General features: G+C 39.0%; 20 protein-coding genes. 11 read left to right on the top strand and 9 right to left on the bottom strand.

What is annotated here, in order from left to right; translation table 11 throughout:
* Positions 1 to 17: 17 nt before the first annotated feature.
* Positions 18 to 185, top strand: coding sequence for a hypothetical protein (locus VXS03_RS05240; RefSeq protein WP_327762385.1), 168 nt, complete (start codon positions 18 to 20; stop codon positions 183 to 185).
* A 72-nt stretch (positions 186 to 257) separates the two neighbouring features.
* On the opposite strand, the gene murQ is transcribed toward VXS03_RS05240, so the two are convergent.
* Positions 258 to 1,163, bottom strand: a complete 906-nt coding sequence (murQ, locus tag VXS03_RS05235; protein ID WP_327762383.1) for an N-acetylmuramic acid 6-phosphate etherase — start codon at positions 1,161 to 1,163, stop codon at positions 258 to 260.
* Between the two features lie 46 nt (positions 1,164 to 1,209).
* On the opposite strand from murQ, the gene VXS03_RS05230 reads away from it, so the two are divergent.
* The 5 genes from VXS03_RS05230 (at position 1,210) to VXS03_RS05210 (ending at position 11,026) form a co-directional block, all read left to right on the top strand.
* Complete coding sequence (locus VXS03_RS05230) at positions 1,210 to 2,193, top strand: MurR/RpiR family transcriptional regulator (RefSeq protein WP_327762381.1); 984 nt, start codon at positions 1,210 to 1,212, stop codon at positions 2,191 to 2,193.
* A gap of 234 nt (positions 2,194 to 2,427) precedes the next feature.
* Positions 2,428 to 6,342, top strand: coding sequence for an AsmA family protein (locus VXS03_RS05225; RefSeq protein WP_327762380.1), 3,915 nt, complete (start codon positions 2,428 to 2,430; stop codon positions 6,340 to 6,342).
* A 153-nt stretch (positions 6,343 to 6,495) separates the two neighbouring features.
* Positions 6,496 to 8,019, top strand: a complete 1,524-nt coding sequence (norR, locus tag VXS03_RS05220; RefSeq protein WP_327762379.1) for a nitric oxide reductase transcriptional regulator NorR — start codon at positions 6,496 to 6,498, stop codon at positions 8,017 to 8,019.
* 179 nt (positions 8,020 to 8,198) lie between these two features.
* Positions 8,199 to 9,860, top strand: a complete 1,662-nt coding sequence (gene hcp / locus VXS03_RS05215; protein WP_327762378.1) for a hydroxylamine reductase — start codon at positions 8,199 to 8,201, stop codon at positions 9,858 to 9,860.
* Between the two features lie 116 nt (positions 9,861 to 9,976).
* Positions 9,977 to 11,026 (top strand): hybrid-cluster NAD(P)-dependent oxidoreductase, encoded by a 1,050-nt coding sequence (locus VXS03_RS05210; protein ID WP_327762377.1) that lies wholly within the window; start codon positions 9,977 to 9,979, stop codon positions 11,024 to 11,026.
* A gap of 106 nt (positions 11,027 to 11,132) precedes the next feature.
* Here the strand turns inward: VXS03_RS05210 and VXS03_RS05205 are convergent, their stop codons facing one another.
* Complete coding sequence (locus VXS03_RS05205) at positions 11,133 to 11,504, bottom strand: hypothetical protein (RefSeq protein WP_080156360.1); 372 nt, start codon at positions 11,502 to 11,504, stop codon at positions 11,133 to 11,135.
* Between the two features lie 422 nt (positions 11,505 to 11,926).
* On the opposite strand from VXS03_RS05205, the gene cspE reads away from it, so the two are divergent.
* On the top strand, positions 11,927 to 12,139 hold the full coding sequence (gene cspE, locus VXS03_RS05200; RefSeq protein ID WP_005372751.1) for a transcription antiterminator/RNA stability regulator CspE: 213 nt from the start codon (positions 11,927 to 11,929) through the stop codon (positions 12,137 to 12,139).
* A gap of 148 nt (positions 12,140 to 12,287) precedes the next feature.
* Here the strand turns inward: cspE and VXS03_RS05195 are convergent, their stop codons facing one another.
* From VXS03_RS05195 to VXS03_RS05185, 3 genes are all read right to left on the bottom strand, one after another.
* Entirely contained in the window at positions 12,288 to 14,663 is a 2,376-nt protein-coding gene (locus tag VXS03_RS05195) for a Lon protease family protein (RefSeq protein WP_327762376.1), read from the bottom strand.
* Between the two features lie 218 nt (positions 14,664 to 14,881).
* A complete protein-coding gene (locus tag VXS03_RS05190; protein WP_327762375.1) occupies positions 14,882 to 15,760 on the bottom strand; it encodes a 6-carboxytetrahydropterin synthase in 879 nt (292 codons plus the stop codon).
* Positions 15,761 to 15,929: 169 nt separating this feature from the next.
* Entirely contained in the window at positions 15,930 to 16,616 is a 687-nt protein-coding gene (locus tag VXS03_RS05185) for a hypothetical protein (RefSeq protein WP_327762374.1), read from the bottom strand.
* Positions 16,617 to 16,898: 282 nt separating this feature from the next.
* Here VXS03_RS05185 and VXS03_RS05180 point away from each other — a divergent pair, with 282 nt between their 5' ends.
* Positions 16,899 to 18,380, top strand: coding sequence for a C69 family dipeptidase (locus VXS03_RS05180; RefSeq protein WP_327762372.1), 1,482 nt, complete (start codon positions 16,899 to 16,901; stop codon positions 18,378 to 18,380).
* A 77-nt stretch (positions 18,381 to 18,457) separates the two neighbouring features.
* On the opposite strand, the gene VXS03_RS05175 is transcribed toward VXS03_RS05180, so the two are convergent.
* Positions 18,458 to 18,736 (bottom strand): hypothetical protein, encoded by a 279-nt coding sequence (locus tag VXS03_RS05175; protein ID WP_327762370.1) that lies wholly within the window; start codon positions 18,734 to 18,736, stop codon positions 18,458 to 18,460.
* A gap of 275 nt (positions 18,737 to 19,011) precedes the next feature.
* On the opposite strand from VXS03_RS05175, the gene VXS03_RS05170 reads away from it, so the two are divergent.
* Positions 19,012 to 19,251 carry a hypothetical protein gene (locus tag VXS03_RS05170; RefSeq protein ID WP_327762368.1) on the top strand — a complete coding sequence of 80 codons (240 nt, stop codon included), beginning with the start codon at positions 19,012 to 19,014 and terminating at the stop codon, positions 19,249 to 19,251.
* Positions 19,252 to 19,326: 75 nt separating this feature from the next.
* Here VXS03_RS05170 and VXS03_RS05165 read toward each other — a convergent pair whose 3' ends face one another.
* Positions 19,327 to 19,725 (bottom strand): hypothetical protein, encoded by a 399-nt coding sequence (locus VXS03_RS05165; protein WP_442957418.1) that lies wholly within the window; start codon positions 19,723 to 19,725, stop codon positions 19,327 to 19,329.
* A 205-nt stretch (positions 19,726 to 19,930) separates the two neighbouring features.
* On the bottom strand, positions 19,931 to 20,137 hold the full coding sequence (locus VXS03_RS05160) for a DUF3283 family protein (protein ID WP_080156368.1): 207 nt from the start codon (positions 20,135 to 20,137) through the stop codon (positions 19,931 to 19,933).
* A gap of 437 nt (positions 20,138 to 20,574) precedes the next feature.
* On the opposite strand from VXS03_RS05160, the gene deoD reads away from it, so the two are divergent.
* Both deoD and VXS03_RS05150 read left to right on the top strand, forming a co-directional pair.
* Positions 20,575 to 21,285 carry a purine-nucleoside phosphorylase gene (gene deoD / locus VXS03_RS05155; protein ID WP_327762365.1) on the top strand — a complete coding sequence of 237 codons (711 nt, stop codon included), beginning with the start codon at positions 20,575 to 20,577 and terminating at the stop codon, positions 21,283 to 21,285.
* Positions 21,286 to 21,484: 199 nt separating this feature from the next.
* Positions 21,485 to 22,981, top strand: coding sequence for a lactate dehydrogenase (locus tag VXS03_RS05150; RefSeq protein WP_327762363.1), 1,497 nt, complete (start codon positions 21,485 to 21,487; stop codon positions 22,979 to 22,981).
* A gap of 148 nt (positions 22,982 to 23,129) precedes the next feature.
* Here the strand turns inward: VXS03_RS05150 and VXS03_RS05145 are convergent, their stop codons facing one another.
* The gene (locus tag VXS03_RS05145) at positions 23,130 to 24,113 is read right to left on the bottom strand and encodes an HAD family hydrolase (protein ID WP_327762362.1); all 984 of its coding nucleotides are present in this window, start codon (positions 24,111 to 24,113) and stop codon (positions 23,130 to 23,132) included.
* Positions 24,114 to 24,389: the final 276 nt, after the last annotated feature.

The raw sequence follows: 24,389 nt of genomic DNA, 5'->3' as shown, positions 1-24,389 counted from the left end.
ATATTCATGGATAAAATATGATCATCCTATTAGTGCTATTTATTATATCGGCATCGACACTGATGATTTCACTGCGTTTATGCCGATTTAACGATAGTCCGAACGAACAATCAGTTAATACTACACCCACATCACCACTGCCGACAACAGAACAAAAACAACAAATATCAGAACAATTGTCATAGTCAAAGTTAAACACACACAATGCTCAGTGTGTGTTTATCACATCTTAAATCGACACTGCATCATGTGTAAACTTAGCTACGTTCAGCAATTGCAGGGCGAATATAGCCTTTATTTTGCTGTAAAAGTGCTGTAGCAGTACCGCTATCAACCCTCGTTAAAATCATCACAATCGCTGTTTTACAGTGACCAGCACATGCATCTAAGGCTGCTTCGGCTTGCTCACGATCACAATCCGTTGCTTGCATCACAATCTGTTTTTGGCGTTCAACCAGTTTGGCATTGGTCGCTTCAACATCCACCATCAAATTGCCATAAATTTTGCCAATACGAATCATAGCGCCTGTTGTCAGCATATTAAGCACTAGCTTTTGCGCAGTACCTGCTTTCATACGCGAAGATCCCGTTACAACCTCCGCCCCTACAACTGGTGTGATCACAATATCAGCTGCTGCCGTCATTGGACTTTGAGGATTACAACTTACACAAGCGACTGTCGCTCCCACAGAACGCGCATACGCCATGGCTCCTAATACATACGGCGTACGTCCACTTGCTGCAATGCCAACGAGTATATCTTGGGCTGAAAAATGGATGGTTTTTAAATCATCAGCGCCCATTTCAACGTTATCTTCCGCGTTTTCAACTGCTTTTAATATTGCAGGGTAACCACCAGCAATTAAACCCACCACTTGCTCTGGCGCACTACCATAAGTAGGTGGACACTCACTTGCATCAAGAATACCTAAGCGGCCAGACGTGCCTGCACCAATATAAATTAACCGTCCACCAAGTGAAAATGCGGTAGCGATAGCATCCACGGCTTGTGCAATCGCAGGTAATGTTTGCTCAACAGCTAAGGCGACTTTTTTATCTTCATTATTGATAACTTTTAGCATCTCTAGCGTCGATAAGGTATCTATCGCTTCACTGGCATTATTGCGGCTTTCCGTGACAAGTGTCGTTAAATCAATTTGCATGGTAACTCTCTAAAATCAATAGCATTAGTGATAGCATAACGTATTCATGTCGCTATTAAATAATAATTTTACGATCAAACAATGGCTAATTTGCCAATCAATGGCCGCAGATAAATACAAAATCATCATACTTTTCTTTACCGCTATCGATTATGCTAACAGCACCACCTCGATACCAATTAAACTTATGACGATTCTTGCTAATATAGCCAACATCAAATCACAATTATCACCTAGCGCTCAAAAGATTGCCGCTTTAATATTGCAGCATCCAAAATCAGTGGTAACTTTGTCATCGCAGCAACTCGCACAGCAAGCTAATGTTGGCCAATCAAGCATCGTTAAATTCACCCAAAAATTAGGCTTTAAAGGGTTCCCTGCTTTCAAAATGGCAATGATCGCAGAATTAGATCGCCAACACGCCATTGGCAGTGATCCGCAGCAATTGCCAAACCAAATTAGCTATAATGATACCTTTATTACGCTCGCGCAAAAATTAGCACACCAAAAAACAGATGCCATCATCGACACAACAAATGCCATCGATGAAGCCTCATTTCAATATATCACGGCACTCTTTACACAAGCGCAGCGTATTCAATTAATCGGTTTAGGTGATGCCGCAGGGATCGCAAAAGATTTTAGTACTAAATTACTGACACTAGGCATGGCGGTAATTACAGAACAAGAGCCCTCACTTCAGATCATCATTACTCGCACACTACAGCCAAGTGATATGCTGTGTATCATTGGTGAAGAGATCCACCAACCAGAGATCATTAAAGCTGCACATCAGGCAACAACGAAAGGTGTACCATTAGTTACCTTAACTTCCCATGATTCCAGCACATTGCGACAGCTAACACAATTTACACTAAATACCTTAGCGGCAGAGACATCAATGTGTAGCCATACTCAAAAATACAATTATTCAATAGCACTTCAGGCTGCACAACAAACCTTAACCGATCTATTATTTATGGCTCTCGCGCAACAATCGCTTAAAAACACGCCACCCAATAATCATTAACTATCGTTAAAATCAGCACCACGCTATTTTTTTATTAAAAACGCGAAAGTTATGCATTTATAACCATGAAAATACGAAAAAAGAATGGAACCACAGACATTGCTAAATGTCACACTGTATAATGGTTTTCATTAATAACGCTCCAGCGATAACAAAAATAAAGTAAAAACCCATTTTTACAAATAATCACAGCTGGATTTATCTTCATGACTACGGATAGAAACTGAATAAGAAATGACTCAAGAAATCCCCAAAACAACCCCAGTTACCCATAAAAAAAAGACCATAAAAAAAGTGGCCTTATGGGCAATGATCGCATTATTAACGCCCATCATCACCGTATCTGGCGTATTAGCCTATGGCGTTAAACTTGACCTTAGCTCACACCGAAATGAAATTAATCAATGGCTAACCAAGACCCTTGATAGAAAAACGAATATCAAAGGAAATATGGCTGTCACGCTGTCATTTAGTCCTGAAATAGAATTAAGTGATGTTACCATTGCTAACCTTAAATCAATGCCATGGCAACCGATGCTAAAATCCGGTGATATTGCCGCTAAAATTTCAGTGCTGCCGTTATTACAAAATACACTCAAAATTGACTACATAAACCTTAAAGATATCTCATTAAACTTACTTCGAGACCAGCAAGGCAATGAAAATTGGTTGTTTAATCAGCCTTCAGCATCACCAAAAACGACTCAATCATCAGCATTTAAACTAATATTAAGTAACAATATTAACGCTGACAAAATTCATATTAACTATGAAGATCAAGTGGAAGGAGCATATTACAGTGGCTACCTTGATCACCTTGCACTAACAAAACCTGACAAATGGTTATTGGTCGCTAAAGGTAATGCTATTGGCAGTGAATATAATCTCTCGTTGACGGGGGATTTACAAAAACTGATTAATAATCAACGCGGACAATTATTTGCAAAAGGCAGTTTTGCTGGCGCTGAAATCGATATCGATGCCAACATAACCCCATTTAGTAGTGGTGATGATTCCACGGCTAATATCAGTTTACAATGGAAAAATACTAACCAGATATCTAACCTCTTAGATCTCGATTTAAAGCATGTTGCTCCGTTATCGATAACCACTGAACTAAGTGCGTCTAATAAAGGTATAGCCTTTGATAATATTAAAGTGCGTAGCCCTATCACTTCAGCAGAGGGTCATGTTGATGTTCGTTTTGCACAAAATGCTCAACAACTAAACATTATTAATGGCAAGTTAGACATTCCCATTATTGATCTTCGTCCATGGTTACAACCGCAACCACAAATGATGCGCGCGACCATGTATGCTGCAGCACCACAACAATCACCACTTCAAAAAGCATTAGATCAATGGTTAGTTAAAACACGTACTCACTTCGGTTTAACTATAGGTAAAATCAAAGGCCTTGGCACGCCAGTTAACGCGATTTCACTTAATATTGATGGTGAAAACGGAAAGCTATCGGCACCAATGGCTGCCAATATTGCGAATGTTGCCTTTAAAGGAAACGCTCGTATAGATGCAACACAATGGATGTCCAAAGTTAACGTTACGTTAGGTGCTAAGGATTCACCATTAGGCGAAATGGCAGGTTGGATTTCAGGATTACCCAATGCAACTGGCCACCTTAAAAATGCCCAGTTGCAACTGACAACGGAAGGGACCAAATTACAACAATGGCTAGATAACAGTCAGTTAGGGCTTACTATCAACCATGCCAATGTTAATTGGGGGGCTAAAGCGTCATTTGCCATTGATAAAGCACAATTATATTCAGGAATGTCACAGCCGTTCAGCTCAAATATTAACGGTAAAATTATGGATATTCCGGTTAAGATAACGGCCAAAGCTGGAACATTAGCCGATATTATCAATCACCGCACTTGGACACCCTCACTGCATTTTTCAAGTCCAGTTTTAGATGTAAAAGCTCAAGGTAAGTTAGTCAACACTAACTGGCAGCAAGGCAGTTGGTTCGATGTTGATGTTCACAGCAATGACGTTGGAAAGCTAAGTCCATGGCTCGGTACTCGTGAGACTATGCACGGTAAACTTAATTTCAAAGGTAAGCTAACCAATAACGGTCAATCGCTTGATCTTAATATTCCTGATATCACGCTACTTAACAGTCAGGGTAAATTAAATTTACAGTGGCAAACACTGCATGATCAGCCCTTTTTAAAATTAAATAGTCACTTTAATACGCTCGATTTTACTCAATTAAGCCAATTTATTAATAAAACTAGCTTACCTAAAGTAGAACAAACGGTACCAACTCAGGGCGTTAATCTTGATGTCCCCATTCTCAGCAATAAAATTGTCATTGCTGATGCTGATGTGAATTTGCACGTTAACAAAATGCTGTGGGCACAACAACAAGTTGATGATATGGCATTTAAAGGGCAAATTCGTAACGGTAAACTAAGCGCCTCACCGTTTAGTGCGCGTTATGCGGGCAGTGTTTATAACGGTGATATTGCTTTTGATATTAATAATCAAACCATTAATTCACAGCTACATTTAGCGGTAAATAAACCCAATATTGGTCGTATTTTACAACAATTTAATGTCGTCAATAATCTTGGAATGAGCTTAGATAGTGCCAAACTTGCAGTGTCATTATCAGGTCGGACGTTGTTAGAATTAATGGAACAGGCAAAGATAGATGCTCAACTCAATGGTGGTAAATTAAAGCTCTCTGATAGCTACACTGGTAAAGCATTTAATATAGCATTAAAACAAGGCCACTTTATTACCGGTCCTAATACGGCGACTCACCTTACCCTTGATGGACAAGCGGCCAATAAACCCGTCGCAATCACGCTTGATTCAGTATCATTAAAGCAAGCCAATGATGGCCGTAAGTCAATTCCAGTCACATTGAATGCCAATGTTGGAGACATCAAATTCAATGCTCACTCGCAGGTTGTATTACCGATTAATCCTAAAAAACTCAATTTAACCTTTGAGGCAACAGCCCCTAACTTAAACCGCTTTGATGACTTTACAGGCATAAAACTCCCCCCTTATGGGCCAGTAAAAGTCGCCGCATCATTATCAATGGATAATATCGGTTACCATCTGCGTGACATGTTTATCAAGGTCGGTAGCAGTACACTTAAAGGCCACGGTGATTTTTTACCTCCACTTAAAGGTGATAGTCGTCATCGCCCTAATATTAAATTAGTGCTTGATGCACCGTTTATTCAGATCAACGATTTCAAGCTCAAAAACTGGCAAGCATGGTTACCAGCAAACAAAAAAACCAATAAACCAACCGCGAAAGATCAGCCTGTGAATATGATTAGCCCGCAAGGGCTAAATTTATTTAATGCTGATTTTAAACTCAGTGTCGGCAATGTACGTTCAGGTAAAGATTGGCTAGGCGCAGGTAAATTAGATTGGACCTTACATAATGGTCTATTAACGTTAAAACCGTTACACATTCAATTACCCGGTGGTGATATCAACATTAATGGTTCCGTGGCACCTAAAGGTGATAAATTTGCCATAAAACTCAATGGACTAGTGAAGAATTTTGATTATGGTATCATCGCCCGTCGGCTTGATCCAACCACAAATATGCACGGTAAAATCAGTGCCAAATTTGATTTAAGCAGTGTTGCTAATACACCAGAAAGCCTAATGAATAATGCTAATGGCTTTATTGGTTTCGCTGCATGGCCCAAGGCTTATCAAGCTAATCTTATTGATCTGTGGGCGGTGAGTTTAGCCGATGCCGTATTACCCACCTTTACCACTAAAGATAACTCAGTGCTTAACTGTGTTGCTGGCGGATTTAATGTCCATAACGGTAATATGAAACAACGTGATTTATTACTTGATACCTCACGCATTCAAGTACATGGCGCATTTGATGCCAGTTATAAGAAACGTGACTTTAACTTGTATTTATCACCACGATCTAAAAGAGCACAGATATTTAGCCTTCAAACCCCTGTAGAAGTGCATGGTACGTTTGAGAAGTTTAATCTTGAAATACCGCTCTCTGCCATCTTTGAAACATCGATACGGTTTACAACCAGCCCTGTCGTGGCGCCATTACAATGGCTGTTTGAAAAACCGATTGCCGCTAATGGCAGTGCGGAATGCCAACGGATTTGGCAAGCCCAATAAACGTCTCACCTTCCCGTAATTTTAAAAGATGGATTTATAATCCATCTTTTTTTTTATTTTGTTGTTTTAAAATAAAGAATCATTATTCTGACCATGATGTAATAAAGACATCATATTTGTTATTATCACATCATCGACGTCGACTAGGTTATTATGAATTCAAAACTTGATAATGTACTGCTTAATATAGCCCTCAACCTCAGTGCAAATCTTGCCAATAAGCAACACTACCAACACCTTATTGATGGCATCGATCAAGTTTTCCCTTGTGATGCCAGCGCCTTATTTATATTGGATAAACAAGGCTTATTAACCCCTGTTGCCGTTAAAGGGTTATCCCCAGCGGTATTAGGACGTCGGTTTTATCCTCAAGCCCACCCGCGTTTAGAAGCCATTATGGCCAGTAAACAACCGGTTCGATTTGATGCCAATTCACCATTACCCGATCCTTTTGATGGTATTTTGCTAAATGAACAGCAAACCATTGATATTCATGATTGTTTAGGTTGTAGCTTATACGTTGAAGGACAATTGGTTGGCGTCTTAACATTAGATTCATTAACCGTTGGCGCATTTGATGACATTGAAACCGTTGCCATTGAAACCTTTGCGGCTTTAGCGGCGGCAACGTTACGTAATATCGCCCAATTTAATGCACTAAAAGATCAAAATAAAAAGCAAAAATCACTCACAAATACATTGATCCAACAAGCACGCTCACAGCAAGGTGAAATGGTTGGCATTAGCCTTGTAATGCAACGGTTACGTACCAATATTGCCACCGTTGCAAAGTCTGATTATGCGGTGTTGATCAGTGGGGAAACAGGCACAGGCAAAGAGTTGGTTGCGCATGAGATTCATGCCCAATCTGCACGCGCAGATACGCCAATGATTTATGTAAACTGTGCCGCGCTACCCGAAGGATTAGCTGAAAGTGAGCTGTTTGGTCATGTAAAAGGGGCATTCACCGGCGCAAATAGCCATCGTGCAGGTAAATTTGAATTAGCTGATGGCGGAACTCTATTTTTAGATGAAATTGGTGAGTTACCACTACTTTTACAAGCAAAATTATTACGCGTGATCCAACAAGGTGAACTGCAACGGGTTGGCAGTGATCAACATTTACACGTTAATGTACGCATTATCGCCGCAACCAACCGTCAATTAGAGACAGAGGTCGAGCTTGGTCACTTTCGTGCTGATTTATATCACCGCCTTAATGTCTTCCCTATTTTTGTGCCTTCCCTGCGTGAGCGCCATGATGATATTCCCGTGCTTGCTGGTTATTTACTTGAAAAAGTGCGTCACCAATTTAATATTCCAAACCTACATATTCACCCCAAAGTCTTGAGCATGCTTGAATCTAAACCATGGCCAGGTAACATTCGTGAATTAGAACATACACTTACACGTGCTGCATTACGTGCGATACAAGATGAACAAAAGACCATAACTAATCAATATTTTGATTTACCACCAACCAATGATGTTAAAAACACAACCCATTTTTTCCCTGAACAATCACAACCAATGCGACAATTAGTTGAAGATTATCAAAAACAGTTAATTGAACACACGCTTGAAAAAACAAACAAAAATTGGTCAAAATCAGCTGAATTTTTACAAATGGATCGCGGTAATCTCTATCGAATGGGAAAAAAATTAGGTATTAAATAGCAGCGCGATCAAACCACTGCTGTCATATATACAACAATGACGATGTATTTATAACATCATCAATAAAAGAGAAATAAAATAAAACCTATTAAAACAACAATATAAAACATGGCACGGTTAATGCTAAATGGCGATTAGATAATATTTATAATTAGATAATCAAACGCTGGAGCTTTTTCATGTTTTGTATTCAATGTGAACAGACAATAGAAACACCAATTAAAAAGGGCTGTTCTTACGCCGCAGGTATGTGTGGCAAAACGGCTGAAATTTCTGATCTACAGGATGTGTTAGTTTATACCTTGCAAGGGGTATCATACTGGGCGGATCTTGCACAACAGTTTGATATTGTTGATGACGAAATTAACCATTGGGCACCACGTGCATTCTTTTCGACCTTAACCAATGTCAACTTTGATCGTGATCGTATTCTTGCGCTAACAAATCTTGCTGCAAGTTATAAGGCACGTTTAACACAAGCTGTAACAGCAGCAATGACACTGACACAACAGCCATTACCGACCCTACCCGCAGTGGCTACATTTGAATTACCCGATAATATTGACGCTATCTTAGCGTTAGCACCACAAGTTGCCGTTAACCGCGGTTATGAAACTATCAATGAAGATGTGATTGGCTTACGTTTATTGTGTTTATATGGCCTAAAAGGCGCAGCGGCTTACATGGAGCATGCGCGTGTATTAGATCAAACTGATAATGCTATTTATGCACAATACCACCACATCATGGGCTGGTTAGGTACAGATCCAATGGATCTAAATGCATTACTTGAGTGTTCAATGGAAATTGGTCTAATGAACTACAAAGTAATGGAAATGCTTGATTTAGGCGAAACTAACACCTTTGGTCACCCAGAGCCTAGCCAAGTAAACGTTAAACCAATTCAAGGTAAATGTATTTTAGTCTCAGGTCATGACTTACACGATCTTGAAAAGATCCTGCAACAAACTGAAGGCAAAAATATTAATGTTTACACCAATGGTGAAATGTTACCTGCTCACAGCTACCCTGAACTGAAGAAATACCCTCACCTAGTGGGTAACTACGGTAGTGCTTGGCAGAACCAACAGATTGAATTTGCCAATTTCCCTGGCGCCATTGTGATGACATCAAACTGCCTAATTAACCCTAATGTAGGTCAATATGCAGATCGTATCTTTACACGTAGTATCGTGGCATGGCCTGGTGTGGCGCATATTGAAGGTGATGATTTCACTCAAGTTATTGATTGTGCTTTAGCACTAGACGGCTTTAAACACACTGAAATCGAACATATGATCACGGTTGGCTTTGGTCGTAATGCGCTAATGGCAGCCGCGCCTGCTGTTATTGATCAAGTTAAACAAGGCAATATTAGCCACTTCTTCCTTGTTGGTGGTTGTGATGGTGATAAAGCAGAACGTAGTTACTTTACTGATTTTGCAGCACAAGTTCCTCAAGATTCACTGATCTTAACTTTAGCTTGTGGTAAATATCGCTTTAATAAAAATAACTTTGGCGACATTAACGGTATTCCACGTTTACTCGATGTAGGCCAATGTAATGATGCTTATTCAGCAATTCAGTTAGCCCTTGCATTAGCGAAAGAGTTCGATTGTGGTATTAACGAATTACCACTGACATTAGTGTTATCTTGGTTTGAGCAAAAAGCGATTGTGATTCTACTGACCTTATTTGCACTCGGTGTTAAAGGTATTTATACCGGTCCTACAGCACCTGCATTTTTAACCGATAACCTACTTGCTATTATTGCTGAAAAATTCGATATGCGTCCGATCTCAACCCCTGAGGCAGATCTTAAAACTATCTTAGGCGCGTAATCTTACACGTATAGTATTGACGTATAACATTATTGCCCCTGTTGTTTATATAACCTGTTGTTTATATAAATTATAGGGGCTTTATTTATTCATTTCGATTTTTTATAGGCATGATAATGTTAGATAAATGGCAAAATCACCAACCAGAAACATTTGTTTGTATTAATAAATGGCAACAAACACCAGACACTGTCACCATCGAATTACAGCCACAGGTTGGTGCTGAATCCATTGATTTTAAACCAGGACAATTTGTAAGTTTAGGCATTCGTATTGGTGAAGAATTACTTTTTCGAGCCTATTCCATTAGTTCAACACCGCAACAATCAACCTTACAGCTCACGATTAAACGAGTAGACGGCGGTAAAGTATCAACTTACCTTGTTAACACACTAACCATTGGTGACAAAGTACAATTATTAAAGCCAACCGGAGAATTTAACTGTGTTGATCACCCGCCAGAAAACCAAAGTGTATTATTGATCAGTGCAGGTTGCGGCATTACCCCTGTCTATTCAATGGCCAAATATTGGCTTGAACATAATGCGAATATTGATATTTGCTTTATTCATGTTGCCAAAAGCGCCCCACAGACACTCTTTTTAGATCAACTGATTCAATTAGACCGTGATTATCATCACTTCAATTTACAGTTACTCTTAAAAGATAAAACAAACACAGAGTTTCACCAAGGTCGATTAGATAAAGCATGGCTAAAACAGCTCACGCCTAACTTACATCAACGAACAATTTATTTATGCGGCCCTGAAGGATTTATGGAAGATGTAAGTCAATACTTACAACAACTTGAATTTAATATGGCGCAATTTTTTCAAGAAAGCTTTACACCTATTGCCGCACCCGTCGCTGAAGTAACCACACTAACAGCAGAAACAGCTACAACCGAATTAACTTTAACTGTCCCTGCTTTTGGCAAAACAGTAACGGTTAATCATGGTGATAACTTAGCAACCGCACTTGAAAATGCAGGACTGCCAATTCTTGTTGCTTGTCGCAGTGGCGTTTGTGGCTCATGTCGTTGTAAAGTTATACCAAACAGCGTTAATTCAAGCAGTGATATGACCTTAACCGCCGCAGATATTGAACAAGGTTATGTTCTTGCTTGTTCATCAACCTTACTTGATAGCACTAACGTGAGTTTTTAGTAATAGCGAGTACCGCTAAATAAAAACCCGCAGATTCGCTCTCTATTTCATTGTAAAAATAGAGAGTAGATGCAGGTTTTTTATTATTGGCTATTTGCAAATAAGATTAGATTTCTTTCATCGCTGAAACGACAGATGGATCATTAATCAAATTAAATAATAGGCTTTTAGCCGCGGTTCTCTGCGCATCAGATAATACTTTCTTAGGATTTTCTCGCGATTGAATCAGAATATTTGTAATGAATTTGCTGTTTGTGCCTGACAACTCATAGACAAAACGTAGCGTATCAAGCAATTCTGCTTGCGGTAAGCTATAAACAGCCATCTCACAGCTAAGACCATCCATCGCAAGAAAGTTATTCACTACCGCTTTACGCTCAGCTTTAAAGATTTCTTTTGCTTTAAACCCATCAATAAGTGCTTGCACTCTTTCAGCGATAGCAACAGGTACTTCCATTGTTTTAGTTTCATAAGTCATTATTGCTTCCCCTGTTTTTGTTCATTTCTCTTGTTAATATACTATTTGTATATCCCATTAGCACGAACGATTATGAATACTCCAAATCATAGTGCCATATTAGGCTTTGTTCTAAAAACTAGCACACAAAATAAATCAATAATTCATACAAACAGCCATTATTTATCTATTTCCCAATGATGTTTTTTAAAAAAAAGGGAAAAAGATGTGTACATCAGCAACACAGCTGCTATTATCCGTCTCGCTCTGTTGTTTAAGAGTTATTAAATGCAACACCAAGTAACAGTTAAACTAAAAGTTACAGTGACGTTCTCGTTTTGTATCTCTGTGTTTCCCTTGTATTGGCAGTAACATTAATAATTTAACCACGTAGCACATCGCATTTTAGCGGTTAATTAATCTCAACTAATAAGGGACATCTCATGTCTAACAAAACAACTGGTCTAGTAAAATGGTTTAACGAAGAGAAAGGTTTTGGTTTCATTACTCAAGACAACGGCGGTGCTGACGTATTCGTTCACTTCCGTGCTATCGCTTCTGAAGGTTTCAAAACTCTTGCTGAAGGCCAAAAAGTGTCTTTTGAAGTAGAGCAAGGCCAAAAAGGTCTTCAAGCTGCAAACGTTGTAGCTCTATAATTTATCTTTTTTGATAAATGAAAAAATGCTGGCTAAGGCCGGCATTTTTTATGCCTGTTATTTGGCATTTATAAAAAGAAAAAGCCGACAATTCTCTCGTCGGCTTCAATATGTATTATTTACAGCACATCATCATTCACATCACAAACTATCGACGCAGGGCATTAAGTTTACTTTGGACTAAGCCAAAGACAGTATTTGATGGATAAAAACCATGTTCAGCTTCTACACCTACAGCATTACCCGTAAATATTTCAATTGCTTGTGAAACATGATTGATCGCCCAAATAGTAAACTCTCCTTTTTCTACCGCTTCGACAATGTCTTTACGTAACATTAAATTATGCACATTTGACTCAGGAATAATCACCCCTTGTCCAGGCGTTCTCCCTTTGATACCACACACATCAAAAAAGCCTTCAATTTTCTGATTCACACCACCGATTGGCTGAGCTTCACCAAATTGATTCATTGAGCCAGTGATCGCTATATCTTGCCGTAATGGTAATCCAGAAAAAGCAGACACAATCGCACACACTTCCGCCATGGATGCACTATCACCATCAACACCACCATAGGATTGCTCAAAGGTCAGATGGGTGGTTAATGGTATCTTCGCGGTTTTACCAAATACGGACGCTAAATACGCCGAGAGAATCATCACCCCTTTTGAGTGGATATTACCGCCTAATTCAGCACTCCGCTCAATATCAAACACTTCACCACTACCGTAAGCCGTTGTCGCAGTAATACGACTTGGGGCGCCAAACTGATAATCAGAGGTCGCAATCACCGATAACGCATTCACTTGCCCTACTGCATGTGAGTGGACATCTAACAAAGTAGTACCTGTTACGAAACTTTGCATCACATGATCTTTTAAACGACTAACACGCAATTCTTGATTGAGCATCGCTTGTTCAACATGGTTGCTACGAATCATAGTGGCATTAGATGCACGGGCAACGTAATTTGTTTCACGTAATAAATTCGCAATATCTGCCGAATGTAGCGATAACTTGTTTTGATCATCGGCTTGGCGTGAACTGTATTCAATGATGCGCGCAATGGCTTTACGATCACAATGCAGCATATCGTTATCATGCACAATGCTGGCAATAAAACGTGCATAATGCTCTTCTGAGGTATCATTACGCGGCATATCATCTTCAAAATCAGCCGTTACACGAAACAGTTCTTTAAACTCAGGATCATAATGTTGTAATAGTTGATAAGTTTGATAATCACCAAACAGAATAATTTTCACATTCAGTGGAATAGATTCTGGCTCTAATGAAATTGTTCCAGATAGCGTCACTTCTCGTTCAAGCGAGCTTAAATTTAGCTTTTGTGCACGTAAAGCACGTTTAAGACCATCCCAAACGTAGGGCCGTTCAAGCACTTTCACCGCATCCATCATTAACACGCCGCCATTGGCGCGGTGAAGACTACCTGCTCGAATTAATGAAAAGTCGGTAAAGACAGTACCTTTATAAGTGGCGTTTTCCACATAGCCAAAAATAGAATGATAACTTGGGCTCTCTTCTACCTCGATTGGAAATTTACGGGTATCAGATTGATGTACCAAGACGTTAACTTGATAACGGCGCGGCATTTTTTTATCTAATGACGCATAAGCGAGTGCCACTTGTTCTTCATTTTCTTCTAAAAAAATATCTATATGCTCTAAAATATCGGCATACATATCAGCTAAATATGCTTTTACATCGGCGACTTTTTTATATTTTAATTGCAGATCTTTAATACAATGACCCACAACTTCTTGAGCAATATTTTCATCCAGCTTCTGCTGCTTATCTGAGTATTGTTCTTCCCATTCTGTTAGTTTTCGTACGATTCCGCGTAGCTCAACTTCCAAATCATTAATGGTATTTTCAAATGCTAGCTGATCATCAGCCGATAATGCCGCAAAGCTGTCTTCGCTATGGGGCTCTTTACCGTTCATCGCCACTAATTGATAATCACCTTGGGTTGTGATTGAAACACTAATACCGCGTTCTTCTGCACTTTTCGTTAATGATTTTAAGGTGGTCTCTTGTTTTGAAGCTAATTCTGATTTTAATTTTTCAGCACGCGAATAATAAAGTTCATTGTCAAACGCTAAAGGAAACGCTTTTACTAACCGCTTCATTAAACTTTCAATGTCTTTTTTAAAACGACACCCTTCTCCTGCGGGTAGTTTTAGTACTTTAGGGCAACGTGTATCCCCAAAGTTAGATACATAACACCAATCATACAGTGCATTACTATTACCATTTGGCTCATGTCGATTTAGATAACGCATCACCATGGTACGTTTACCTAGCCCATTACGGCCAATGGCATAAATATTGTAACCTTTTTCTTTTATCGACATCGCGAACTCAACTGCATGTTGCGCGCGCTCTTGTCCTACTATTTCATCTAATGGTGTAAGGTGTTTGGTTGACTTACACGCATCACTCAATCCATTTAGGGCTGCAACTCGATACAGCTTGTCACTGGTTAGAGGCGCTAAAGGCATAATCGATCCCTCTCATTTATGACACTTACTATTAAGTTTACGCACAAATAACGGACGATTAAGTGATGTAAGGTAGATTTAGTGCTAAGGCTCTCACTATTAACAGTTTTTTGATGAAATTTTAACCACAAAAAAGCCCAACCTGATATTTTTATAAACAAATATCATATTGAGCTTATTTTTATCGCTTTATTAATTACAAAGCACTAAGGTGATGATTAACCTAACGTTACCATTGCACCTTTGCCAACACCTTCATAGGCAAAAACGTCCAAACGATCAGTTGTCGCCAGTTGGGGCTTTATTTTCTCAGCAATGTAGCTAGCAAGTAACTCAACCGTAGTGTCTGTGGCTAAAATTTCCGTTACCGATTTAGCAATCGCTAATTCAAATTCCCCTTGCGGCGCGGTATAACGAAAACCGTAATGGGTATCATCATTAATATTAACAGCACTACTTAGCGTTAATTCACTAACACTGATCACATCTTCTTGTGACCCTAAATAGATATCATGCCAGCGTTGCGCCCATTGCTGTTCTAATTCAGCATTGCGTTGACCATTCACAACCAACTCGACAGGTGAGCGGTGACCGTGAGCAATGCGTTGGCAATTACCATCATGTTTTTTCAAACCATGGCTGTAATGATAAAACGCACCATCGATCTTCTCATGACGTAAAGTAATTTCTAATCCTTGCACATTGCTAGGTAAATGGCCCAACAATAATTGCTGTACATACTCAGTCACACTTTCAATAGTGATTGCATCTGTATCAATAAAGCAAAAAGCTTGCTCAGGACTATGCAGATGAATAGCGTGCTGATCACTGATCAAATCAACCGTCATATAATCTGCTTTCGTTGCTGCGGTCTGAATAGCGACTGAAGCTGAAGGGATCAATAATCGGTGATCAACATATTGATCAACAAGTTGTTTTATTTGTTTTTTTACGCGGCTGAAATCAAGCACCATGCTCATTTCATTTAACTCACCCGACATCACCACATCAAGAATCCAACTTTCACCCACCATTCCCCGTTGTGGACATAAGTAAGATGCGTCAATTACAGTGAGATCTCTAACGAATAGCTTCAAGGTGAAGTCCTTTATTGATAATGGTTGTCGTTTACTAGGGGGATGCATTATACGCGGCTAAACAGGCGAGTAAACCATCAGTTTTCTTGCCTGTTAATAAAATGCGCCAGTATCTCGATAACACACTGATATTATTGAAATAACCACACTAGAGCATAAAAAGCAGATATTAGAAACGGTAATTCAATGATGCATACCCTGTCAGCACACTTTTTATTTGTGATGCGGCTTTATTAGAAGACCATGGTTTAATATCTTCACCTTGAGTCGCGGTATTGCGCATTCCCATTTCAGCTGAAATATGGTTTGAAATTCGCCAAGCCACACCCGCTTGAATACCAATAACCTGCCCAGATTGGCTATGTGAACCATAATTCTGACCTTTAAGATCCGCGGTCATATAGCCTAAATGAGCACCAATAAATGGATTAATCGCTTTACCTGCACGGAAAAGATAGTCTGCATTTAAGAGATGTAAAGTCACGTCCGTATCAATAGCTTTAACGCCATCTAAATCAGACTGAGTGCTCATCTTTTGCCAACTATAATAAATACGGCCAGCACCACCCGCGGTATAGAAACCAAGATCGACACCTATAAACCCTGCAGCATCAGGCGCTGAAAAGCGATTGATCAGCGTTGTGTTGTTACCATTAACAGTACCCGCTGTCATACTAATATCACTACTACCCCCCGTTAAACCCACAAAATAGCGCGTGCTATCATCAAATTTAACTAGCGGTGTCGCGGTATTATTATCAGTAACAGGTTGTAAAACAAAAGGTTCAGCAGCTTGGACTGAGGTTGATAATAATAGCGAGGTAAACGCACTAATAATAAGTGTTTTATTGATCATGGCTTAGCTTTGTCCTCTTATTGTTATAGTAGTGACATTATATCAATGATATTTAATGTAAATTTTCATTTTTATAATACCTGAATAATTGATCAATCCCGAGTAATAACATCACAACTGATGCTTATAAATATTCTCACATTTATATTCTTAACAAAAGACTAGGCATAAAACTGAAAAATAATTATACCAACCAGAGATATTTAAAAGTGATATTCCTCACAAAATAAAGACATTTTTCCCCGTATAACTGAACAATTACCCACTTAACTAATGAATAAAATGAAAAAAATACCCTTTTTAGCATCAGCGATAACCACAGCATTGACCGCTGTTATCGCGTTTCCAGCAAGTGCTTGTACAACCATTCTCGTTGGCAACCAAGCCACAACTGATGGTTCTTACATTATTGCTCGTAATGAAGATTATCAAGCCACTAACGCCAAGCATTTTGTTTTACATCCAGCGGAAAAAATGCAACAAGCTGACTTCCACGGGAATGCGAATAATTTTAGTTACCCAGCTGCTAAAAACGCATTGCAATACACTTCAATGTCAGATTTTGACACTAATAACAAGAGTATGGGCGAGGTTGGCTTTAACTCTGCAGGTGTTGGTCTTTCAGCAACCGAAACGATTTACAATGGCGCTAAAGCACTAAAAGCAGATCCATATGTGACTCAAACAGGGATTGGTGAAGATGCCATTGAAAATGTGATTTTACCCCGTATTCACTCTGCAAAAGAAGGCGTAGAGTTACTTGGTAAAATCATTGAAACTCAAGGCGCAGCGGAAGGTTTTGGCGTTGCATTTGTTGATAACACAGGTATTTGGTATTTAGAAAGTGGCAGTGGTCACCAATGGATGGCTGAAAAAATTCCAGCTAATAAATATTTTGTGTCGGCGAACCAAGGTCGTTTAAGTACCTATTTACCGAATAATCCTAACTACATGGCATCACCAACATTAGTTAGCTTTGCTGAGCAACATGGATTATACAAATCAGAAGCAGGTAAACCGTTCAATTTCCACGCAGCTTACTCGCAAGATACGCCTAATGATGTAACGTATAACTATCCACGCGTGTGGACATTACAGCATATGTATACTCAAGGCTTAACCACCAAGATCGAGCAAGGTACCACTTTCCCTGTTTTTCTAAAACCAACCAAAAAACTCAGTGTTGCCGATGTTGAACAAGGTCTACGTAATCATTACCAAGGAACATCTCACGACCCATACGCAACCCAAAACCCTAAAGAAGCTTACCGTCCAATTTCGGTATTCCGAACTCAAGAGTCACACGTATTACAAGTGCGTCCAAATTTACCCACCGCTATCGGTGATGTGGCATATATCTCATACGGTATGACAGCACTTGGCGTTTACTTACCTTATTATCAAGGTATGACAGAAGTGCCTCATGCATTAACTATTGGTACGAATAAAGCCGATAGTGCTTCTGCTAACTGGGCTTTCCGCAAACTACAAACTCTTGCGATGACGAATTGGAAAGTCTTCTCTCCAATAGTACAAACGGCTTACCATAAATTTGAAGTACAAACGGCATCAAAACAGCGTGAACTTGAAAAAAATTACCTTAAAATTTACAAACGCCAGCCTCAAAAAGCACAAGCGTTAATCAACGATTTTGAGAAAACAACGGTTGCTGACGCATTAGCGTTAACTGAACAACTAACCAATACTTTATTTACCAAAATGACATACACCACCGATATGACTTATCATTTTGAAGGTGCGTAATAAATAATATTGGCTTAATAAGTCGACATTAAGCGCCATTTTAATAACAAGAAGATCATTCGTGATCTTCTTGTTTTTTATTTACAAGCTGCATCGTTAAGCATGATTGTGGTTAATATTCGTTTCATAACATAATAGAGGGTAATCATTGGCAACAATAAAATAGCAATCGCAATACCATAACTCATCCCCGCTGGCACACCAATTCCCCAAGCTAATGTAAACGCAACCCCTCCGACAACATCCTTTATTATGTCAATAAATGAATAGTGACTAAGCAATAAGGGTAGCCATGGTAAAATCAAGATACCAACCCCAATACTCACCATTTGTATTTTAATACTTTGTTTTAACATATACACCTCACATTTGAACACTGTTTTATTGTTAATTAAAAGACACCATTAAGCAACAACATTTCCAATCACATTATTATTTCGAAATAATTAACTGAGTTAGTACTTAATTATTACAATTGAGTAAAAGTTATTTGAGTTTTCATCTGCTTATCATTTACTCAATTTTGGTTATAATTTGTGTCACATAACGGCCTTAAAGTTGCTGTTATTCAATCTATTTTCCTGTGTATTCCTAATTGCTTATCAGCAAATCTTTCCTAATGGAGGGCACAATGAATCAACAACGCGCAGAGAACCTTTATTACTACCTGAGAGAACAAAATACACCACAAAAAGAAATGAATGTGGTGATTAAACAACTCATTGAAAATTATAATATCAACTTATATCCACTCGATCGTCGTTACCGTGCTCGTATCGGTTATTCTCCTAATCGTTATGATATTAATAGCTATGGTACCGCAGGATCTCGCACCATGAATCAAACCCGTGGTATGCAAAAATCACAATAAAGAGCCATAAAAAAACCCTAATAATTGATAATTCAACTATTAGGGTAATTGCTTCACAATCTATTAGTGACTACATCACCCTTTTAGGCGATCAACAATCAGTGGCACTAAAGATGTGTAAGCATACCAAACGGCCGTAGCAATGATCACGGTCCATACAATGCGAGAAACCCATTGTGTTCGTTGCATATGGCGTGAAGGATCGGGTTCACCACAATGAGGACAAAAATGAGCACGACGAGATACTGCCCCCTCACAAGCTGGACAATCAGTTAAACGCTTAGAACGAGGCTTTGTCATAATTTCAGTCGCTATATTATCATCACTTGAGCGTGATGCGGGTTGGCTAAAATCAGGGGTATTCGCCGGTGGCGCTTTATGCCCAGAACGTTTTTCTGCATGTAATGAAAATGATAATTCCGGTTTATTAGTATCATTATCGTCATCAATAGCAGAAAATTCAGTTGTCTTCACAATCATTCACCCTTTGATCAATTTTCGTATATATAAGGCTCAAAATTAGAATAACAATCTCCATTTAAGCTGATATTAGTACACTAATAGTACTACACCGCAAAAACTAATCAGATATCATACTATGAGCAAAAGTCACGATTATGCTAAAGCTTCGATAAATAATCATTTCTAACCTTAGCGTTTAACAAAACTATGCCATGAATTAATTCACACCCATAAGGGTTTTATATTTCGTAATAGCTTGCTGGCAAAAATCACGCTCATCATCATCTTCAATATTATTGGTTAATTCAGCAAAAGCTTCATACCCTACTTTGCCATTTTTTACTTTCCAAACCGCATAAGACGCTTGCTTATCTAACTCGATACGCATTCTTTCACTATCTGACAATTGGGTTAAATTATACATATTATTCTCAGCCTCCTTTTTTATTAATTCTACCCAAGATCAGGATCAAGAAGAACCCTTTTCAAGCGCCATTCTTTTAATGGTGTTATTGCTGTTCAAGAGCTATCTATTAGCACTCCCCGCATGTAATCCATTACATTTCAATCACTGACTAATTTTTAGCTACAATTAACAAAAACCGCCAATCTAAAATAAAACATTTATTTATTAAATAATTAAATATTATTACGCATATTTTTACACTTAATTAGACATAAAAAAGAAAACGATACCCTTCACATTTTCAACAGATTTGGTAATCAATAAGACTAATATAATAAAACAGCCTTAATTTTGTGACTCAGATCTCAAGATTTGAATATTTAATTCCATAAACTACTACCATAAATTGAAGCACAAACGTTGCTTCTGATAATTCATAAACCTAGGAGCTCTTCATGGCTACTCCACATATCAATGCCGAAGTTGGCGATTTTGCAGAAACAATTTTAATGCCTGGTGATCCACTACGCGCACAGTTTATTGCAGAAACTTACCTAGAAGACGTAAAACGTGTATGTGACGTACGTGGCATGTACGGTTTCACTGGTACTTATAAGGGCCAACCTGTATCAGTAATGGGTCACGGTATGGGTATTCCATCATGCTCGATTTACGTACATGAACTGATCAGAGATTTTGGTGTTAAAAACATCATCCGTATTGGTAGTTGTGGCGCTGTTCATGATGACGTTAAGTTAATGGACGTTATCATTGCAATGGGTGCATCAACTGACTCTAAAGTTAACCGCATTCGTTTTGCTAATCACGATTTCGCCGCTATTGCTGACTACCATTTATTGGAAACAGCAGTAAACCAAGCACGTGCACAAAATGTGGCTGTTCGTGTCGGTAACGTATTCTCAGCGGATCTATTCTACAGCCCAGAAGTTGGCCTATTCGACAAGATGGAAAAGCTAGGCATCCTAGGTGTAGACATGGAAGCTGCAGGTATCTATGGTGTTGCGGCAGAGCTTGGTGCTAAAGCACTGACTATTCTAACTGTTTCTGATCACATCAAACGTGGTGAGAAATTAAGTGCAGAAGCTCGCCAACATTCATTTAATGAAATGATGAACGTAGCGCTAGAAACAGCTATTAATCTATAATCTTTTATCGCGGTCATAGGCCGTTTATAATAGATATTCGATCTAAAGTGGAAAACGTATATTTGAATATGTTTTCCATTTTTTTATACCTGCTAATATTTAATTCATCTAATAAATTGATAATGTTAACAATATCTCTATATCATTATTTTACTTAGGTATAATCACGCATTCTTAAATCGTAACCAGGCAATGATCTATGACTTCATCTTCACCATCCACCACTCTAGATCAGTTGCCACCAGCTTGCGATAATATTCAATTCAATTATTGTAAAACCGTCGCCTGCGCTAATTTTAGTCGAACCGATCCTAATTTATATGTTCTACAAAATAATAATCCTCAACGGCCAGTGCTTATCTGTCGTGAATGTGGTGCGTTTCCGCCTGTCATCAATAACCATGATGTGGTCGCAGAAAAACAACGCTTAAAACTAGAACAAAATAGTGGTTTAGCGGCTTGTGCCAATCAACATTGTCCTCATCACGGGCTGCCTGTTCTTACCTATCGTCAGCATTATCATGCTTTTGGATTTAGTGGTGAACGTCAGCGTTATCGCTGTCGAGCCTGCCAACATACTTTTGTCGATCCTTGGTCAAGTAGTAATAATAAACATCAGTTGCAACAAAAATTATTAGCGTATTTATTTACGGGCTATACCGTGCGAGAGATTTGTCGACGTCTGACAATGAATCCAAAAACATTTTATGACCAACTCAATAATATTGCGGCACGTTGCCGTCACCAATTAACCATTTTTGATGCTCGTCTAGGAAAACAATCACAAGCGCGTCAACTTGCGACAGATCTTACGCCTTTACAACCTCACAGTAATAACGGCGTATTATGGATAGCAACAGCAGAGGTTAATTCTGGCTACGTGATGAGCCAACATGTCAATTACCAAACCCAGCCAGCACCCTCCTCGGTCACTCATCATGACGCCTATTATAATGGAACTCGGTTTATTACCCCTCATAACCATCATTACCCTTTAAGTGTGCCGCAATTATCACAAGGGTTATTGGCCCATATTGATACGACTTATCGCCAAATTTTAGCCCGTAAAAACATGGAAAACCCACTCAGTGGTCAAGTCAGTATCAATTATCCAACCAAGGGTTGCCTCATTCGTCCTCAATATACGGTGTATAGTCACTTCTTATACTTACATGAGTTGATTAATCAAAATACGCCGACATTAGCGGTATTTATGCCGCAAGAAACGTTACTACGTTCAGCATGTTTGTCAGTTTTTATTGACCGAATAAATAACCATACCATTGACCCACTTTACGTGGTTGAAGATCCGCAATGGCAACACGGACAACACGCTGAAAAAATTGATATCGTATTAATGGGATGGTGGCGGGATAGGTGGGCGTTTAGTCGTAATAAAAGCGGCAATGGCAATAAAGGCATCTGTCATCTTGGTGGTAATAAAAAAGATCAACAACATTGGTTAACGATTGCCACCCATCGTGCTGCAACAGCTTACCAACAGCGTTTTTATAATCAGTTTAACCATATGGTTAATGAGCCACGACGAAAACTTCGCCCTGCCAGTTTATTACCTTTATTAGATATTTATCGTGCTTGGCATAACCTTTGCCATCAAAATAAAGCTGGAATTACGCCAGCGCAGACACTGGGGTTAATGTCTTCACCAATGACGCTTGAACAACTATTGCAGTAGCATAGCTGTTGTATATTTGAAAGAAACACTAAATAACGTCAAGGCGATGGTAAAAATCGCCTAAAGTAAACTCCATTTTTTCGAAAAAAAGCTCGAACTAAAAATTCGAGCCTTGGTTGTTTTGACTAACAATCTAAATTAAGTCGCGTTAATAAACTTCACACCAATCAGACTTCATGTCAATCAATGTCCAGTCGGCTCTAGAGTTAGCTTCATCTAATGCTTTATCGAGTTTACCAACATGGGATTTACGATCGTATTTCCATTCACGTTCGGCATCAGTATGGTGCACAATCATTGCCATTGAATTGGGGTGGCTTGTTGCCCATTGCATCATAGCTTGATCACCATCTGAATTTCCCACCGCTAAAATAGGCTTCTTACCTATAATATGTTGAATATTAGTGACCTTTCCGGCTTTATCATCAATAGTTAAAATAGACGCATCTTTAGTGACAGTCGGTTTACCATCATTATAGTTGTAGTTATATTTAAGCGCGCTACCAATGATCTGCTCTGAAGGGACGTTGTAGACTTGTGGAGCCCACGCCCTCATAAAATCAACGCCGCCTCCCGACACAATGTAAGTCTTAAAGTCATGCAGCTGAAGATAAGTCAGCATCTCTTTCATTGGTTGATAAGTAAGAGCGGTATACGCTTCATTAAAGCGTTTATCTTTTGCGACCTTCAACCATTGTTTAACTTCTTGTTGATATTGCTCAACCGTCATACCAGAATGGGTCGCCATAATAATTTTTAATAACCCTTCTTCTCCACTACCAAGAACACTCTCAATATTACCTTCAAGTACAAACTTAAATGGTGCTTGAGTTTTCCACTCAGGGTGATCAGGTCCCATCGCTTTTATACGATCTAATGCAAAGGCAAATTGAAAGTAATAAGGCTTTTCCGACCACAGCGTGCCATCGTTATCAAACACAGCGATACGATCCTCAACCGCGACGAAAGTCTTGGATTTGGCTTTAGTGGCTTGCTCCACAAAGTCTACAATAGCGGATTTACTCTCACTATCTTTCCAAGAAGGGAGCAACGCAGGATCACAATCTTTAGCAAAAGATGAAAAAGAAAAGCTTGATAAAATCGCGACTGACAAAAGGGTTATTTTCTTCATAGCATTACCACGCAATTGAATGAATGACCGAATGTAATTCATTTTAGTTCGTTAACGCTGACTTTCCACTTATAAACACTATAACCGATACTTATGTCGCCATTAGAACAGTTCTAAAACAAGGACTGCGCAGTACCAACAATACTGAGCACTTTAAAGACATGAAATCTGTCTCCACACCTCTTGGCACTCGCTACAAGGAATCACAATGAAGGACTTTACATATGCCCATCCACTTATTTTGATTGATATCATTTAACATTTAGATGATGTTAT

The sequence above is a fragment of the Photobacterium sp. S4TG1 genome, from assembly GCF_036040035.1.
Taxonomy (GTDB): domain Bacteria; phylum Pseudomonadota; class Gammaproteobacteria; order Enterobacterales; family Vibrionaceae; genus Photobacterium.
This window is presented reverse-complemented; position numbering and strand designations above follow the sequence as displayed.